The 16442-nt window shown below is 71.0% G+C and carries 17 protein-coding genes; all 17 read right to left on the bottom strand.

The genetic code is table 11. The annotated features are described in order from the left end of the window. Positions 1–2 precede the first annotated feature (2 nt). Positions 3–413 carry an NUDIX domain-containing protein gene (locus ABZ354_RS01900; protein WP_358651876.1) on the bottom strand — a complete coding sequence of 137 codons (411 nt, stop codon included), beginning with the start codon at positions 411–413 and terminating at the stop codon, positions 3–5. Between the two features lie 54 nt (positions 414–467). Then, positions 468–1604: an NUDIX hydrolase gene (locus ABZ354_RS01895; RefSeq protein WP_358651874.1), complete on the bottom strand. Its 1137-nt coding sequence runs from the start codon at positions 1602–1604 to the stop codon at positions 468–470. 61 nt (positions 1605–1665) lie between these two features. Beyond that, positions 1666–3606 carry an ABC transporter ATP-binding protein gene (locus ABZ354_RS01890; RefSeq protein ID WP_358651872.1) on the bottom strand — a complete coding sequence of 647 codons (1941 nt, stop codon included), beginning with the start codon at positions 3604–3606 and terminating at the stop codon, positions 1666–1668. A 234-nt stretch (positions 3607–3840) separates the two neighbouring features. After that, positions 3841–4953 carry a hypothetical protein gene (locus ABZ354_RS01885; protein ID WP_358651870.1) on the bottom strand — a complete coding sequence of 371 codons (1113 nt, stop codon included), beginning with the start codon at positions 4951–4953 and terminating at the stop codon, positions 3841–3843. 4 nt (positions 4954–4957) lie between these two features. Beyond that, entirely contained in the window at positions 4958–7003 is a 2046-nt protein-coding gene (gene fxlM, locus ABZ354_RS01880; RefSeq protein WP_358651868.1) for a methyltransferase, FxLD system, read from the bottom strand. A gap of 36 nt (positions 7004–7039) precedes the next feature. After that, positions 7040–8110, bottom strand: coding sequence for a lanthionine synthetase C family protein (locus ABZ354_RS01875; RefSeq protein ID WP_358651866.1), 1071 nt, complete (start codon positions 8108–8110; stop codon positions 7040–7042). Further along, on the bottom strand, positions 8107–10146 hold the full coding sequence (locus ABZ354_RS01870; protein ID WP_358651864.1) for a lantibiotic dehydratase family protein: 2040 nt from the start codon (positions 10144–10146) through the stop codon (positions 8107–8109). The genes ABZ354_RS01875 and ABZ354_RS01870 overlap by 4 nt, the downstream gene beginning before the upstream one ends. An 87-nt stretch (positions 10147–10233) precedes the next feature. Next, positions 10234–10419 (bottom strand): FxLD family lanthipeptide, encoded by a 186-nt coding sequence (locus ABZ354_RS01865; RefSeq protein WP_358651862.1) that lies wholly within the window; start codon positions 10417–10419, stop codon positions 10234–10236. 132 nt (positions 10420–10551) lie between these two features. Beyond that, a complete protein-coding gene (locus tag ABZ354_RS01860; protein ID WP_358651860.1) occupies positions 10552–11019 on the bottom strand; it encodes a DUF6082 family protein in 468 nt (155 codons plus the stop codon). Positions 11020–11090: 71 nt separating this feature from the next. Continuing rightward, complete coding sequence (locus ABZ354_RS01855; RefSeq protein WP_358651858.1) at positions 11091–11666, bottom strand: DUF6624 domain-containing protein; 576 nt, start codon at positions 11664–11666, stop codon at positions 11091–11093. Further along, positions 11663–12313 (bottom strand): hypothetical protein, encoded by a 651-nt coding sequence (locus ABZ354_RS01850; protein ID WP_358651856.1) that lies wholly within the window; start codon positions 12311–12313, stop codon positions 11663–11665. Before ABZ354_RS01850 ends, ABZ354_RS01855 begins: the two co-directional genes overlap by 4 nt. Continuing rightward, positions 12310–12747 carry a DNA-binding protein gene (locus ABZ354_RS01845; RefSeq protein WP_358651854.1) on the bottom strand — a complete coding sequence of 146 codons (438 nt, stop codon included), beginning with the start codon at positions 12745–12747 and terminating at the stop codon, positions 12310–12312. The genes ABZ354_RS01850 and ABZ354_RS01845 overlap by 4 nt, the downstream gene beginning before the upstream one ends. Positions 12748–12876: 129 nt before the next feature. After that, complete coding sequence (locus ABZ354_RS01840) at positions 12877–14130, bottom strand: acyl-CoA dehydrogenase (protein ID WP_358651852.1); 1254 nt, start codon at positions 14128–14130, stop codon at positions 12877–12879. 86 nt (positions 14131–14216) lie between these two features. After that, positions 14217–14858 (bottom strand): GAF domain-containing protein, encoded by a 642-nt coding sequence (locus ABZ354_RS01835; protein ID WP_358651850.1) that lies wholly within the window; start codon positions 14856–14858, stop codon positions 14217–14219. Further along, the gene (locus ABZ354_RS01830; protein ID WP_358651848.1) at positions 14858–15445 is read right to left on the bottom strand and encodes an ATP/GTP-binding protein; all 588 of its coding nucleotides are present in this window, start codon (positions 15443–15445) and stop codon (positions 14858–14860) included. Before ABZ354_RS01830 ends, ABZ354_RS01835 begins: the two co-directional genes overlap by 1 nt. A gap of 52 nt (positions 15446–15497) precedes the next feature. Continuing rightward, positions 15498–15911, bottom strand: a complete 414-nt coding sequence (locus ABZ354_RS01825; RefSeq protein ID WP_358651846.1) for a DUF742 domain-containing protein — start codon at positions 15909–15911, stop codon at positions 15498–15500. After that, the gene (locus tag ABZ354_RS01820) at positions 15908–16423 is read right to left on the bottom strand and encodes a roadblock/LC7 domain-containing protein (RefSeq protein ID WP_358651844.1); all 516 of its coding nucleotides are present in this window, start codon (positions 16421–16423) and stop codon (positions 15908–15910) included. Before ABZ354_RS01820 ends, ABZ354_RS01825 begins: the two co-directional genes overlap by 4 nt. Positions 16424–16442: the final 19 nt, after the last annotated feature.

Genomic DNA, 16442 nt, shown 5'->3' with positions numbered 1-16442 from the left:
CGTCACCGCCCCGGGGACACCTCCACCGAATAGTGCACGGTTGGAACACTGCATCTTCCCCAGTCCGGCACGGCCTCGTATCCGGGCCACGGCGTGACGGCCTGGGGCGGGATCCCGGTCTCCTCGTGGAGCTCCCGCAGCGCCGCTGCTGCCAGGGACTCGTCGGCGGGCTCGGTGTGTCCGCCGGGGGCGAGGACCTTCCCGCTCGCCAGGTGCAGCACGTGCAGGACGCGGCCGAGCGGGTCGACGACGATCGCGCCGCAGGTGACGTGGCCGGTGAAGGTGGAGCGGCTGGCGATGTCGGTGGGACGGTCGAGGGCGGCCAGGAGTCCGCCGAGTTGGGTGCGCTCGTGAGGGTGGCGAACGAGGTAGGTAGCGACGGTGGTGCGGATGTGGTCGTGCGACAACGGCATGGGGCTACCTCAGAGGGACGTGGAGCGGGACGAGAGGCGGGGTGGTCGTTCGGGTCAGGTCAGCCCCATCCCCTCCGCCGGGATCTCCTCGATGGCGGCGGGGCGAGCAGTGGGGTGGCCCCACCGCTCTTGTGCTGTCTCCGCCGCGAGCTGGGCTTGCCGCGCGCCGGGCGGGCCCCAGCCCAGCAGGGCGGCTGCCTGGGCGGGGGTGGCGAGGAGGCGGGCGAAGGGGTGGCCGGTGGCGGGGTCGACGGCCGTCGGCCCGATGGCGGTGACCCGGGCGGCCAGGCGGAGCCGGGCGTTAGGCCCCACGCCGCCGTAGACCTCGCCGGTCTCGTCCAGCACCCAGCCCAGTCGCACCGGATCGGTCAGAGTGAGCTGGGCTTCCTCGGCGGATTCGCGGTGCAGGGTGTCCTCGGGCGTCGCGTCGGTCTTCTCCACGGTGCCGCCGGGCAGCATCGGCAGCGCGCCCCGCGGGCCGGGGTCGGCCACCAGGACGACCCGGCCGTCGGGGATGAAGCACCAGGCCCAGGCTTGCTGCACGGGCAGCGGCCCGGGGACGGGGCCGCGGTTGAGAGGGCTGTCCCACAGAGGCCGGTACCGGACGTGGACGTCATGGCGGTCCAGCGCCGGGACGTCGAGGATGTGCCAGCCATCGGCGAGATGAGCGGTGGCGGTGTTCCCGAGCCGGGCACGGTAGGCGGCGAGCATGATCTGCCCGTCCACGGGCCGCAGCCGCTGCACTGCGTCTCGGGTCTCCAGGAAGGCGTACTCGGATAGCTCCTCGTGCGGCAGGCGGATCGCCTCCACCTGGTCGGGGCGGAGGGTTCCCCCGTCGAAGACGAACCGGATCTCGCCGGGGCATGCCGTGGCGGGCTGGAGGTCGGGGTGGTGCGGGGAGAAGGAGTGGACGGCGAGCACGGCCGACAGGGGTAGATCCAGGCCCAGTTCCTCGGTGATCTCGCGCCTGCAGGTGATGTGCGGGTGTTCGCCGGCTTCGACGACGCCTCCGGGCAGCAGCCACGAGTCGTCCTCGCGGTAGGTGGGGTGCACCAGCAGGACTCGGCCGACCTCGTCGGTGATGATCGCGGCGGCGCCGAGCCACGCAGCATGCCGGGATGCGGCGTACTGCGCTGCGGGCAGAGCGGCACGCGGTGAGACGTTATCCGAAGGGGAGACGGGAGAGGTCACGTATCTCTGCCTTACGAGACGGTGTACGGGCGAGTGGGCAGCGCGGAACGGCTAGGGGTGATCAGGGGGTGTCGCCGCTCATCCGGCGCTGCAGCTCCCACAGGGTCCGGAAGAGACCTGGTTGCTGGGTGAGCTGGGCGTATGTGCCTTCCTGGACGATCCGTCCTTGGTCCAGGACCACGATCCGGTCGGCGACAGCCACGTTGGTGAGCCGGTGCGTGATCAGCAGGATGGCGCGGTCCTTGGCCAGTTCGCGCAGGCCGGCGAAGATCCGGTGCTCCGCGCGGGCGTCGAGGGCGGCCGTGGGTTCATCCATCACCAGCAGCGCCGCCTGCTGGTGGAACGCTCGGGTGAGGACCAAGCGCTGCCACTGCCCGCCGGAGAGCTGCTGTCCGCCGAACCACTCGCTGGTCAACAGGGTGTTCAGGCCGGAGCGCAGGCCCGGCAGCATCTCCGCGGCGCCGGACGCCTCGCATGCGGCGAGCAGGGCGGCGTCGCTGGTGTCGCCCTGCCCGAACGTGATGTTGTCGCGCATCGTCAGCGGCAGGTACGTGAACTTCTGCGGCACCAGCGCGACGTGCTCCCACGACCCCCACGGGTCCAGGTCCGCGGTGGAGGCGTGGTCCCAAGCCACGTCACCCTCGGTGGGCAGCAGCAGCCCGCACAGCAGGCGCGAGAGGGTCGTCTTGCCGGAGCCGTTCTCTCCGACCAGCGCCACGATCTCCCCGCGCCGCACGTGCAGGGAGACGTTGCTCAGGCTGTCCTTCGGGGCGCCGTCGTAGCGGTAGGTGACGTCGCGGACCTCGAAACGCTCCGGGGCCGCGGTCACGGGCGCGGTGCCGCGGGAATCGGTCATGGCCTGGCCGTGGGCGTTGTCGAGGAAGTTCTGCCAGTCCTGCACGTACCAGCCGGTGCGCACCAGGCGGGCCCCACCGTTGATGATGCCGCGCACCGAGCCGGTGGCGGTCTGGAGAGCGAAGACGGCGCCGCCGCCGGCCGCCAGGCTCAACCGCCCGGAGGCCAGGAGCCACAGCAGCGCCGCCCACACCGCGGTCGAGGCGATCCCGCCGGCCACTGCTCCTGCCAGCCCCATCCAGGCACCGGTGTTCGCGGCCTTGCGTTCGGCCGCGTTGACCGAGGCGGCCAGCTTTCGGTACCGGCCGATCAGGAAGGGCCCGGCCAGGCAGGCGCGCATCTCCTCACTGGACTCCTGATAGGCCATGTGCCAGCGCAGCTTGCCCAGCATCCTGCGCCGCCCGGAGGTCTCCAGCCCGGCCAGGTAGATCACGCGTGCGGAGCGCACGTAGGCGGCGGCCTGCGGCAGGCACGCGAGGAAGAGCAGAGGCAGGAGCAGCGGATGCAGGACGGTCAGGACGGTGGCGCCGGCCGCGAGCGTGGCGGTCGCCGCGAGGACGTCCTGCGCTTCTTCGACGAGGTCGGGGGTGACCTGGGCGCCGCGGTCGGCGATGTCGTAGGCGTCGTTGTAGCCGGGCTTGTTGTTGGCGGCCAGTTCCGCGCCGAGCGCGGCCTCGATCATCGTCAGCTCCGCTGCCCGGCCGAGCACCGGGCGCAGACGGCCAGTCAGCCAGACGACGGCGATGCCCAGCAGCGCGCGCAGGCCGGTGGCGGCGGCGATCACGGCCAGCTGCGGGGCGGCGTCCCACAGCCGCTCGGTGATGCCGCCCGAGGAGATCAGCGCGGTGATCGTGCCCGTGACGGCCAGGAGGCCGAGGGCCGCGAGGACGCCGGTTGCGATCTGGCACACCAGCAGGCCGATGGTCGCGCCGCGGTCTACGCGCCAGGCCATCTGCACCGAGCGCCGCACGAGCGAGGGTAGGCGCCGCGCCATGGTGCGGGAGGTCAGCTGGGAGCCGGCCTGGAGCCTCGACTCGTCGCGGTAGAGGTATTCCTCCTCTCGAACACCGGCCTCCTGCGGTTCGTCGTCCGGCGCGGCCCCCTTTGGCGGTTGCGGCGGCTGGTCCTGCGTAATGGCCGAGGTCATCGTTCCCCCTAGGACGGTCGCTGCGGCAGAGTCGTGAGGTCTAACGACACGGCTGCGATATCGAACACACGTCATTCGGTCGTGCTGGGGAGCCTGCTATTTCCTGCGTCAGGGAACCCCGCGGGCGCGGGATCCCTGGTCTGGCTTGGAGCGGCCGCGGGCAGGAAATGGCCGAAACGCCGACACCGCCAAACAGCGTGGGCAGCACGGCGGGCCCATCCCGGTCGCCCTCTCCTAACCGGGATCTGGTTCGGCCTGTAGCAGCCTTTCCAGCTCTGTCTCGGCGTGGCCGACCGCGCCCGTCAGAGCCTCATGGTGGTGGGCGGACAGGACGCCGGATCCCAGTCCGGCCGCGGCGATCACCGCGTTCAGCGCGTCTGCCGCCCGATCGTCCAGGGCGGCCGCGGCGACGGGGTGGTGCAGTGCGTCTCGTGCGGCGTAGGCGTCGAGTCGGGCAACGCTGACGAGGGAGTCGAGTACGCGGGCGACATGGCGTCCGGTGCGGTCCAGTTCCAGGGCTGACAAGCCCGTCCGGGTCTGGAAGGCGGCGGTCGGCGGATCGGGATGGTCGAGGAGCTGGACGGCTGCATCAACGGTGCGGTCGAGGTCGGGTTCAGGGACGGGGGTGTCGTTGGGCCGACAGTGGGCGTGCAGGAGGAGGGCGATGGCTCTCTCCCAAGGCTCCGTGGGCTGGGTGGTGTCGATCAGGTCGCGGGCCTGCTGGTCCAGGCCCTGCTCCATCAGGGCCATGATCTTGATCTGGCGACCGTCGAGGAGCCGGTTGCCAATGCCCCGATGCCGGGCCATGGCGTCGGCCGCGTCGGTCCACCGCCCGATTTGGGCGAGGGCGCGGGCGCCGTCCACGAGCAGGGTGACGTACAGCTCCTGGCACACCGTGCGGTGGTCCTCGTCCGTGCCGGTCAGAGCAGACAGGTCGACGGTGCGGCCCTCGATGTCAGCCTTGTTCCGATGTCGGGCAGCGTCGTTGAGGCAGTACAACAAGCCGTAGGCGAGTTCGCCGTGGCCGGCGCGAGTCTGCAATCGGGAGAGGTTGACGAGCGGCATCAGCGACATGACGGCGACCCGTCCGCTGAGGCGTCCGGCGTCGGTGAAGACCTGGTGCTGGCGCCAGCACAGATCCTCGGCCAGGTCGGGCAGGCCGACGTCGGAGGCGATGAGCGCGGCGTAGTTGAGGACCCCGCAGGCGCGGGCCACCAGGTCATGGTGGCTCGCACCTGCGGGCGCGACGGTCAGCCCGGTGAGGTGGTTGATGCGCTCCTCCAAGGGGAGCGCGGGCGCCTTGGTGCGGCGGACCAGGGGGATGCGGCTGGCTATCGCGGGAATCATCGGCTCAGCCCTTGCGCGCCCAGTCGACGACCAGTCGGCTGTAGGGCTTGTCGACGACGAAGCGGGCGTCGTCCGCCGTCAGCCGGTCACGCGAGTCCGCGACGGCCATCCGGAAGCCCGGCTCGGGGGCGTCGTTGCCGCCGGTCGCGTCCCAGGCGCGGATCTCGCTCACGACGCGCTCGGCGAGATCGGCGCCGCCCTCGCCGTGGCCGATCACGCCGACCTCCCAGTACCGGCCCTTCTCGTCCTCGCCCTCGCGGATGGTCAGGTACGTGAGCGACCCGGCGTCGAGGGCTGCCATGGAGCCCCACCCGAAGTGCGGGGTGAATCCGGGGCGCTGGCCCGGCAGGCGGGAGAGGCCGTTGGGCAGCACGCAGGCCAGGTACAGGTACAGCCACTCCCACGCCGATCCCTGCCGGAACTTCACCCCGGTGTAGAGCTTGGTCTGCTGCTGGTCGAGGACGCAGCGGAGCGCGTCGCGGTCGACGTCCTGCTCGCTGAACGTCTCCAGGCGCACGTTGCCCTCGCCGGCCATCGGCACGAGGGTGTACACGTCGTCGCAGACGCCCTTGCGTAGGGGGATGAAGGTGGCCATCTCGCAGGAGACGGTCTTCCACGTGTCGCCGTCGCGTTCGAAGGCGAAGGAGCGGGAGATGCTGCCGCGGATGCGCATCGGCAGGACCAGGCGCCCGCCGGGGGCGAGCTGGTCGAGGATCTTCACGGGGACGTCGCCGGCGCCGACGGTGAAGATGATCCGGTCGTAGGGGGCGTGCTCGGGCAGCCCGGCCGCGCCGTCGGCCATCACCGCGGTGGCGTTGTCGACGCCTGCCTCGGCGAGGTGCTGGCTCGCGCCGGCGACGAGGTCCTGGTCGACGTCGAGGGTCCACACCTGCCCGCCGGGGGAGACGATTTTGCCGAGGAGGGCGGCGTTGTAGCCGGTGGCGGCTCCGGCTTCCAGGACCTTGTGGCCGGGCTGGGCGCCGAGCTGTTCGAGCTGGGTGGCGACGATGGACGGCGCGGAGATGCAGGAGATCATCTCCCCGTGCTCGTCGTGCTTGATCGGGACCGCGTCCTCTTTGTACGCGCTCTCCAGGTCGACGCCGGGCAGGAAGGCGTGCCGGTCGGTGGTGCGGAAGGCGTCGATGGCCGCCTTGCTGCGCAGGTGGCCGCTGTCGACGAGCCGCCGGGCGAGGGATTCGCGCAGCTGGTTGGGGTCGGTGACGGGTGTCATGGTGGTCTCCATTCGAGGGAGGCTAGGGTCCGCCGGGGCGGACTTGCGGGTAGACACGTCAGCTCCTTCTCCGGTGGAGAAGGCGACGTGACGGCCGAGCCACGCGGTGGCGGCCTGCGCTTCGGCAGGCACGCCTGCGCGGTTGAACGCGAAGATCGCGTGATGGGCGATGACGCCCCGGATTCCGCGTATCAGTCGGCCGTCAGCGGCGAGCCGGCGCAGGCGGCGGCCGGCGTCCTCATACGCGGCGACGCGCTCGACCCAGCCCGCTTCCGCGTCTGGGCGCAGGGAAGCGTCCGCGTTCATCAGCCGCCGCATCGCGGAGACGGCTCTCTCCAGCGCGGGCCCCTGGGGCGGGGTGACGGGGGGCCGCAGGGCAGCCCACCGGGCCCATGCATCTCCGGCTTCGAACGGGTCCAGTCCCGCCTCGCGGATCATGGCGGACAGCAGCATCACGCTGCGCTCACGGGCGCCGGGGGTGCCAGTCTCGGCGAGCGCGGCCGGGCTGTCGGCGCAGAACACGTCGTGCGCGACCTCCATGCCCTCGGGGCCGCCGAAGGCATGGATCTCCGGCTCGTAGATCCCGCCCGTCCAGCCGGTGATCACGCGGGCGGCGACGAGCTGGTCCAGTAGGCCGCTGGCGGGCTGTTCGGTGCGCAGACGCACGCCGGCGTCCTTGCGCAGGAAGTGGAAGCGGCGCCCGGACAGCGCGGTCGCCAGGGCCCGGGCGGCGTCCGCGCGCGGGTCGGGGAAGGCCACAGAGGCGTGCCACCAGGACGTGTCCAGGGGGATCAGCAGGTTCTCGTCGTCGAAGGTCATAGGCAGAAAACTCCTTGCGAGGCGGCGGGGAGAGGGTCAGGTGAGCAGGAGGACGCGGGTCCATCCGGTGCTGTCGGTGGCGTGCAGGGCGAGTTGGGCTCCGGCGCGGCCTTCCATAAAGCCGGGTTTGGGCAAGTGCGCCCAATCGGCGGCCAGACGCCGGTGCAGGTCCTGAATGATCGGGGTGAAGCGTGAGGGTGCGGGACTGTCGGCGGCGACCGCGCGGGTGAGGGTCAGCAGGCCGGCCCAGCCGTGGCACAGGGTCGAGTCGGTGATGCGGGCGAGCCGCAGCGGGTCGGTCAGGATGGCCTCGACGATGTCCTCGGCCGCTTGGCGCCGGGCGGGGTTGCCGAGGGCGAGCGCGGCGAGCTGCTGGGCGCGGGCGATGCCCGGCTGGCCGTAGCACCAGGACGGGCGGGCCGGTTCCGCTTTGGGAGGCTGGTCTGCCTCCAGGTGTGCTGCGGTGGACCAGTAGTGGGCGCCGTGCCGGTCGAGCCAGGTCGCGAACGTGCCGACCGCCTCCACTTGTCCGGGGACGCTGACTCCGGCGCGCAGGGCGAGGGAAAGCACAGCCAGAGGCCCCGCGATGCCGTGAGCCATACCGTTGTTGCCGTGACCGCCGGCCATCGTCTTCCCGTCGGGGCCGACCAGCGACCACCACCCAGGCAGGATCCGGCCTTCACCACAGGTGGGGTGTGCGAGCGCGACGAGGCAGGCGAGCACGTCGGGCAGCCGGGGCGCGATCGGGCGGCGGGACAGCAGCAGTGCGGCGAGCCCGGTCAGGCCGCGGATGAGGTCCCACTCGGCGAGGTGGGGCAGCGTGCCGGCCGCCTGACGGCGGTGGGCGGCGGCGAGCCGGGCGTCCACGACGCGGTCGACGGCCGCACGGACGTCGTCGCTGGCCCCGTGGGCGCGGGCCAGGACGAACTCCAGGGCGGGTGCGCCGTGGAAGAGGCTGGCATTGCTGCCAGTGCTCACCCCTCGGACGGTGGCCTGGGCGAGGTGGCGGCGAGCGGTGGCCAGGTCACGCCGCTCGATGTCGAGAAGGGCCATCCCCAGGGCGCCCTCGGACAGGTCCTGCATGCGGGGCACGGTCGTCGCGGTCATGAGCGCCTGGCCAGGGGGACAACGATGCTGTGGGCCCGGCCGCCGATCCACCTGTCGGCGTCCAGCGGGGGAGCATCGTGCAGGGTGGCGATGCCGAAGGGGCTGGCGTCCAGGTGCGCTCGCAGGAGGTCCAGATCGACGTCGCGGGTGAGGTCGAGGGGCAGCTGCTGGTCGTCCTCGGCGAGCAGTACCCGCTCCGGCACCCGGAACCGGGCCCGCCAGGCGTGGAGTTGGTCCGCCCACTGCTGGAGCGTGGCGGTGCGAGCGGGCAGGGTGCGGCTGCGGATCTTCCACCGTGCGGCGGTGAGGATGGTGCGCCGGTAGGTGAGGGCTGGCGTGAAGGGCAGGGTCCAAGCGGCGCCCCAGTCGAACCAGGTCACCTGCGGAGACGCAGCCCGGCTGATCTCGCCGAGGAAGCGGGCCATCGGCGGGGTGTAGTTGTTCCACAGGAAGTTGATGGCGGTGGGGGCCAGCAGCTCCAGCGGCTTGCCCGTCGCGGACTCCACCAGCTTGGGGCGGCCGTCGGCGACGGTGACCGCGAGGTCGCGGGGGAAGAGGACGTGCGGGGCGGGGCGGCGGAATTCGCCGACGCTGACGATCCGGGGCAGCGCCTGTGGCGCGCGGGTGAGCAGGTCGGCCGGCACCCGTCCGGCGTGGAAAGAGAGCTGCGCGAGTTCCGCCTTCGGATCGACGGTGGGCAGGTTCCTGTACGCCGCCTCGGTGCCGGGGAACAGATGCCAGAACCGGCCGGTCATCGATCCGGCCGAGCGGGAGACGGTCAGCACGCGCAGCCGGAAGTCGCCCCGGTCCAAGGCCGGAACAGAGGTGGCGTGGACCTGTGCGGCCAGTTCGAGGTGGGGCGCCAGGTCGTGAGGTTTGTCGCCGGCCGCTGCTTCCAGTTCCTCGATCATCGCTCCGGTCACCGCGACGGTGCGGTTGCCTTCGGCGGCGGCGGTGCCGGCCAGCTCCAGCAGCAGGCGGTCACGCCGGGACATCGGCCGGGGCGGTTCGCTCGCCGTGACGAACCCTGCAGGGAAGCCCAGGCCCCGGTCGGCATCCGTGGCCACGCCGACCGGCACCGTGGTGTTGTCGCCGTAGCGCTCGGAGAACTGCTCGATCCACCGTCGCCAGGTCGGTGTTCCGGTCGGATGGGTGACCAGGCGGGCCAGGATGGTTGCCGCGGTCTCCACTTCGGTCAGCACCTGCTCGGGCAGCCGCACGTCGGCGTCCAGCCGCAGGTCGCACGTATCCCGCAGGCCGGCTGCCTGAGTGCGCGCCGCGGGCGGTAAGACGTCGGTGGGGTCGGCAACGGTGGCGGGTGCGCGCAGCGAGGAGCGCAGCAGCCGCACCCGCAGCAGTTCACCGAGAAGCCGGTCGCGCGCGGTGCAGCTCACGTCGGGGAACTCCGCAGCCAGCTTGTCGGACAACTGGCGGTACCCGATCGGCGATCGGGCCAGGTCGAGGACGAGACGCAGTGCGGGGCTGAGGGCGAGGCGGAACTCGGAGTCACCCTCGGAGGGCACGTGGATGTGTTTGTCACGCTGTCGGATCAGGGTGTTGACGCAAACCTCGGCGTCGGACATGCGGGCGTTGTCGCTCTCCCAGACACCGAGCATCTCGTTGAGACCGACCGGGTCGGGGCGAGCGACGGCCTGGTGCTCGTCGCCGATGCGGACAAACGTGGTCTGGTCGAAGCCGAGCGGGGCGACGCCGGCGAACAGGCCGAAGGGGGTGGAGCGGCGGGCGTAGCGGATCGCGTAGCGGGCGGTGGCCAGCGCCGCCCGGCGCATCCGGCGCACCTTCGGCGTGCGGCCGTTGACGATGGCGTGCACTTGGTCCACCAGGTGAGGGCTCGCCTGCGACACGGTCCGGCGGAAGTCGCTGTCGGACCACACCGTGCTCAGCCACGCGCGCCACTCTTCCACGGGCGCCGTGGTCGCCGGCCAGGGCGGCATGGCGGGCTCGGTCGTGTGTACCGCGGCGCGCAGCATGGCCTGTCCCGCGCCCTCGTACAGGCTGGGCCGTTGCCGTGTCATCTGGGCTCTCCTCATCTTCTGCGTGGCGGGCGGGGCGGGCCGGACGGGGAGAGCCCCGTCCGGCCCGCGCTGCCGGGATGGTCCGGCTTACGAGGTGGTGCAGGCGCTGGGGCAGGAGCTGCCGCAGGTGTCGCCCGTGCTGCACATCAGGACCGTCTCGGTCGCCGGCGTGCCCTCGATGAAGGAGATGTCGAGCCCGAACGGGTCGTCGTCGGTCTTCGCGAGGTCGGCCTGTGCGGGAGCGGTCGGCCTCTCGGCCTGGATGGCGGTCATGCGTGCCTCCTAGGAGTGGTGGATGGTGCGGGATGCCGAGGTCCGGTCGGGCCCCGGGGTCTGCTACCAGACGGCGGTCGCAGCCGAAGTAGCCTCAGCGGTCGCGCATCTGGGGGTCGGTGTGTGGTGTCGTCAGGCTCCTGCGGGCTGCGCCTGCGGGTGGTTCTTCGCGGCCTGGTCCAGCACGCGGGTGAAGTGCTCGGCCCGCTCGTCGCCCTCGGCCTCCTGAGCGCGGAGATCGCCGAAACGGTTCCAGTACCGTCGACAGACGTCGCTTTCCATCAGCATCGAGGCATAGAACGGCAGTTGACCGTTACGGACGAAGCCGAGGCGGTCACGCAGGCTGAGGGTGCAGATCTGCTGGTTGGCATGCAGCAGCTGCATGTACTCCTCGACATCCATGTCCTCAGGTGCCCAGAGTTTGGCGAGGTCGGCGTTGGTGGACATCTGCGCCAGCCAGTCGAGCTGGTTCCGGGCGAGGACCGCCTCGTTGTGCTCAACCTGGTGTCGTGCGTTCTGCCTGAGCCGGGCCATTCCGAACACGGCGGTGGTGAGGGAGAGGGCAGCACCGGCGGCTAGGACGGCGGAGGTGAGCTTCATAGCGTGAATGGTCCTTTCGTAGGGCGAGGTTGTGGACAGGTGTCTGGCTGGTGGAGATGTAGCGGCTCCGCTCACGCGGCCTCCGGAAACGCGACGGTCAGGGCGTTCTCGGCACGGTGATCCGGGGTGTATCGGCGATGCACCGTTTTCAGGGCGACGGCGAGGGGTGGCAGCCCTACGCTGGCCCGAAGCTCGTCCAGCGATTCCGGGGCGCGCAGCGGGCATACTTCGATGCCGTCGGCTCGGAGGAGGAGTTGGGTTCCGTACTCCTGGGCGTGCCCGTTGTTGACGAGGGCGCGGTCGTGCAGGTGTGCCCAGTGCTGGATGAGCGCGTCGCCGGCCTGAACCGCGCGCTGCAGCAAAGTCGTGGCGGCGCGCTGGGAGTCGGGCTCGTAGTCGCTGTGCAGGGCGATGCTCCAAGCGGCGCGGGCGGCAGTGGGGCCCACGAGGAGGTGGCCGGGCCAGTCGTGTTCGCTCAGGATGCGGCGCAGCACGTTGGTGTTGGCGTGATCAGCGTGACGGCCCTGGCCGAGTTGGACGGCATCGAGCTGGTTGCGCACTCGTTGGGCCCGGCACGCGGCGGACGCCTGCGCGCGGGCGATCAGCTCGCGGGCGAGGTCGGGCCGTTGGGGTCCGGCGGTCGTCATGCGCTGCTCCGATCACTCGGGGCGGCCTGCGGCTCGTGGACGCGGCAGCCGATCAGCGCGCTCAGCCCGGGCCGGGATTCTGCGGCGAGTTCGAGACGGGCGACTCGGTCGCCTTCTCGTCCTCGGCCGGAGCCCTGTACATCCCAGCCCATGCCGGTGAGCCGATGCAGAAGGGCGGCGACGGGCTCGGCGTCGAGGGCGTGGCGGGCCAGGGTCTCGGTCCGTACGAGCCGGAGGTCGAGCCGGGCGGCGAAGTCGGATGCCCAGAGGGTGACCAGCCGGGTGATGTCGTCGGGCTGGTCGGGCAGGGTGTGGCTGCAGCCCAGGTAGAGGCACGGGCCTTGGCCCCATCGGAGGCCGGGGTCGCGTTCGGGGATCATGCAGGCCAGCAGCTTCCCGTCCTCGAACAGGCCGGCCGGCCTCGTCTGCGGGTTGCGGAAGATGGCCGGGATGTCGGCTTGGGCGGGCACCGGGAGACTGCGCGTGCTGAGCCAGCGTTGACGGTCCTGGACGAGTGCGGCTGCCTCGTCTCGTTCGGCGTCGGTGCACAGTGTCCGCATCTCGTACACGGCCGGTAACGCTGTCGAGCGCCGGTGCAGGGAGGCGTGGGAGGGCTCGGTGGCCACAGAAACGGGTGACGCGTTCACTGGCTCGCTCCGCTCCCCGTCGTGGTGGCTGGCTTGGTGCCCAGCAGGCCCCACGCGTGGGCAAGGACGACGAGCTGGGTGGTGTTGGCCGCCCCGGTCTTGTCGAGCAGTTCGTCGTGTGCCGCTCGGACGTCGGCGGGGGCGATCTTGGCGGCGACGGCGATGTCGTGGGGGTTGCTGTGCTCAGCGACGGCCTGCAGCAGCAGTTGCTCCTCCGGGCTGAGCTTGGGCGTTGGCCTGTCCGTTGTGGGTGGGACGACCTGCTGGGCGGCGAACAGGCGGTGCACGATCACCGGGGGCTTGCAGCGGGGCGGGCAGTGGAGGCTCTCCCGGATGTCGCGGACGTACTGGCGGACGGTAACGGCCGACAGCCCTGTCCTAGTGGCGATCTCTCGGGGGGTGATCGGTGCGCTGGTCGTCACGGGCGGGGTCACGGGTGTCTCTTTCTCGGCTGGGTGGACGGTCACCGGAAGGGGTGCCGCCGGCCCCCGCGGGGGACCGGGGGCCGACGACATGGGCCCGTGCGCGGCAGTTTGGATTTACGGGGTGCCGCGCACGGGGGCTCATGCGGCGGTGGGGTCGGGGCGTGCCCAGGCCGCTTCGGCGGCGATGCGTTCGGACCACTGGATGTGGTCCTCGTCGAAGGCGGCGTCGGCGAGGCGTATGCGCTGGACTTCGCCGGTTCCGGCCGGTGGGTAGGTGTGCTGGATGTCGCGCCACAGGCGCTGGAGGACGTAGTCGCGGTCGAGGGCGTGGGCGCCGTGCAGTTCCATGGCGTCCTGGGTGGACTTCATGGCCCACTGGTGGCCGAGATACTTGGCGTTGATCAGGTCGGCGTCGCAGGGCAGGCCCTGGTCGAGGAGGTGCACGGACTGGTAGGCCAGGATTCGTCCGGCGCGCAGGCGGGCTTCCATGTCACCGATGCGGTCCCGCAGGACCGGCAGATCGGACAGGGCGCCCCGGTAGCGGGCGCGCGCCTTGAGGCGGGCAGTCGTGGTGGTCACGACCGCCTCGTGGATCCCGAGGCTGAGCGCTGCCAGGTTGGGACGGCCGTACAGGATGCTGCTGCTCTGGGCCACGCTCAGCCCCTGGCCGATCTCTCCGACCACGTTGTCCTCGGGGACGCGGACGTGGTCGAGGTCGAGGCGGCCGGCGGAGAAGCCGTGCAGGCCGAGGCCGGGACGGTGGTCGGAAACCGAGAGCCCGGGTCGGTCGGATTCGACCATGAACGCGGTCAGCGCCTGGGAAGTACTTACGCCCGCCTCGGCGGTTCGGGCGACGACGAGGTGGGCTCCCGCGAGATGGCTGTTGCCGATGTGGACCTTACTGCCGGTGATCACCCATTGATTGCCAACGCGTTCGGCGGTGGTTTCGATGCCGCCGATGTGTCCGCCGGCCCGCGGTTCGGTCACGGCGATCGACAAAAGAAGTGACCCGTCCGCCACCTGCGGCAGCCAGCGGCCCTTCTGTTCATAAGTGGCGAAGTGCAACAACCCGCCGACGGGGATCAGGGTGGCCTGCAGGATGGCCGCGGCAGCCGCCGACATGCAGGCGACGCGGTGGACCAGGACCGTCTTGGCCACATGGCCGGCGCCAAGACCGCCGAAGACGGCCGGGACGGTGACGGCGAACCAGCCGCGTGCGGCCATCAGATCGGCGACCTTGCGCTCCACCCTGCCCGGAGCGGCCTCCATACGTGCAGCACGCGGCGCGATGTGCTCTTCCGCGAAGGCGTCCGCCTCGTCCCACAGCAGTTCGTGGCGGGCGGTGAGGTAGGGACGCAGCGCCGGTGGCGGAGCAGTGGGTATGGCGGGCATGGTCGTCTCCCTCTCCCTGGGGGAAGGTCGCACAGTGGAGCGGCCGGGGAACGCCTGCGGCTCCCGGGTGGGGGTGGTGGAACGGCCTAGCGGACGGGCGCGTGGGCGATGTGGTCCATCACCTGGGCGCCGGCGTTGATGACGATGTCTCTGAGCCGTCGGGCCTCGCTCAGGGGCCGCTTCTCGGGGTCGATGACGCACACCGTGCCCAGCACGGTGCCGCTGTCGTGGATGAGCGGTGCGCCGAAGTAGGAGCGGATCCCGACTGCGTCGACCACGTGGTTGCCGCTGAAGCGCGGGCTGGCGTGCACGTCGTGCAGCGGGAGGGCCTTTTTGCGGGCCATGACCTCCGGGCACCAGCCGTAGTCGCGGCTCATGGTGCGGCCGACGATGACGTACCCGCTGTCCGCGGGCGGCTGGTGCAGCCCGACGAAGGTCTGCTCCTCCAGGAAGAGATTGACGAACCCGTACAGGAATCCGGCCTGCGTGGCCATGTCGCGTGCCAGCTCGTCGAAGTCCTGGCTGGCAGCGGTGGGCACGCCCAGGCGCTCGAGCAGCTCATACCGCCGCGCCAGTTCGGTCGTCTGCTGGTCCTGCGGGCCGGTGACGGCAACGTCGGCCGAGACGGACGGCTCAAGCGCGATGTCTCGCATGATGCGTCGCGGCAGTGACCGCGTCGCTGGGGCGGTCTGCGGCACGAGGTAGGGGTCGTTGGGCTGATATGACATCAGGCGTCCTGGAGAGTGGTAGTGGCTGCTGGGCGAGCGGGGCCTGCCGATGCGTTCTTCACTGCGTGGCCGACGAGGGTCAGCAGGACGCCGGCGACGTGGTTCGGGTCGCGGGCATCGCAGGTGACCACCGGCGCAGAGGTGGGGAGTTCGAGGGCGGTGCGAACCCGTTCGGGGTGGTAGCGGTGTGCTCCGTCGAACTGGTTGATTGCGACGACGAAGGGCAGGCCGATGTCTTCGAAGAAGCTGAGGGGGGTGAAGCTGCTTTCCAGGCGGCGGGTGTCGACCAGGACGACTGCGCCGACGGCTCCGCGGGAGAGGTCGTACCAGAGGTCGACGAACCGGTCCTGGCCGGGCGTGCCGAACAGGAACAGTTCCAGGGGCACGGGCGCGTCCGGCAGGCTGAGTCGGCCGAAGTCGAAGGCGACCGTGGTGGTCTGCTTGGCCTCGACGCCTTCCAGGCTGTCCACGTCCGCGCTTGCCTCGGTCAGGTACTCCTCCGTGCTCAGCGGCGTGATCTCACTGACGGCACCAACGGCGGTGGTCTTGCCCGCGCCGAAGCCCCCGGCAATCACGATCTTCAGCACAGTCGGTACACCGGCCTGCGGGCGCGACGGACTCCGCAGCGCCACGGTCGAGTCATCCGGCCTGGGGGTAGGCGATGGCATCGGGCCACTTCCTCTTCAAGCCCACAGAGAGGGCTGCCAATAGGTGGGTGGTGGGACGCTCATCCGCGTCTGCGTCGGAGGCGGCATAGGCATCGGTGACGGAGACGACCAGGGCGTCGGCGTCCAAGAGGTCCGAGACGAGGATCTTGACGGCAGTGACGGGGCGGCCGAGTCGGCCCGCCAGCTCGGTCACCGAACGCCGGCGCTCTCGGCACAGGGCGAGGATCTCTTCGCACTCCGCGGCCTGCCCCGGGCCCGGCCGCCCCGACCCGGCGTTCAGCACGGTCTCCAAGCCCAGCAGATGCCGCGGCTTGGTGCGCCCGCGCGTCAGCGTGTAGGTCCGCACGAACGTCGACTCCTCGGCCGAGCGGCCGTGTGTGCTCACCGGACCTCAGCACCCGTGCCGACGCGGACGGGGATCTGCATGTAAGGAGCGAACTTCTGGACGAGGCGCCCCATCTCGAACCCGACGGTGCCCGCGTCAGCGTCCGTGGTGGCGATGACGGCGAGGATCGTGTCCACCTCACCGCGTTCGTTGCCGGGATGGCCCTCGAACGCTGCGCTGCACCCGGCGCTCTGGACGAAGAACAGGCAGTCGTCTCGCTCGATGATGACTTGCTTGGCCGGCCTCTTCTTGTGGCTGGGGCCGGTGATGTTCGTCGCGAGGGAGGCCACTCCGCTGAGCGCGGCCGACAGTTCGTCCGCCCAGTCCTTGTCGACGTCGCTGTCCAGCAGCCGCAGTCCGTCGCGCGACAGCAGGACGGCGTGCGTGACGCCCGGAGTCTCGGAGGTGAAGTGACGCAGCAGCCAGGCCATGTTGTCCCGTTGACCGCTTGCCGTCGTCTCGGATGCGGGCGCGTCGCTGGTCACGTTGTTCATCGAGGGGTGAGTGCTCATAGGGATCGCTCCAGAAGGG

Origin of the sequence: Streptomyces sp. NPDC005925 (genome assembly GCF_040638805.1) — a bacterium.
Lineage (GTDB): Bacteria > Actinomycetota > Actinomycetes > Streptomycetales > Streptomycetaceae > Streptomyces.
The sequence above is the reverse complement of the archived record's forward strand: the minus strand, read 5'-3'. Positions and strand labels throughout refer to the sequence as shown.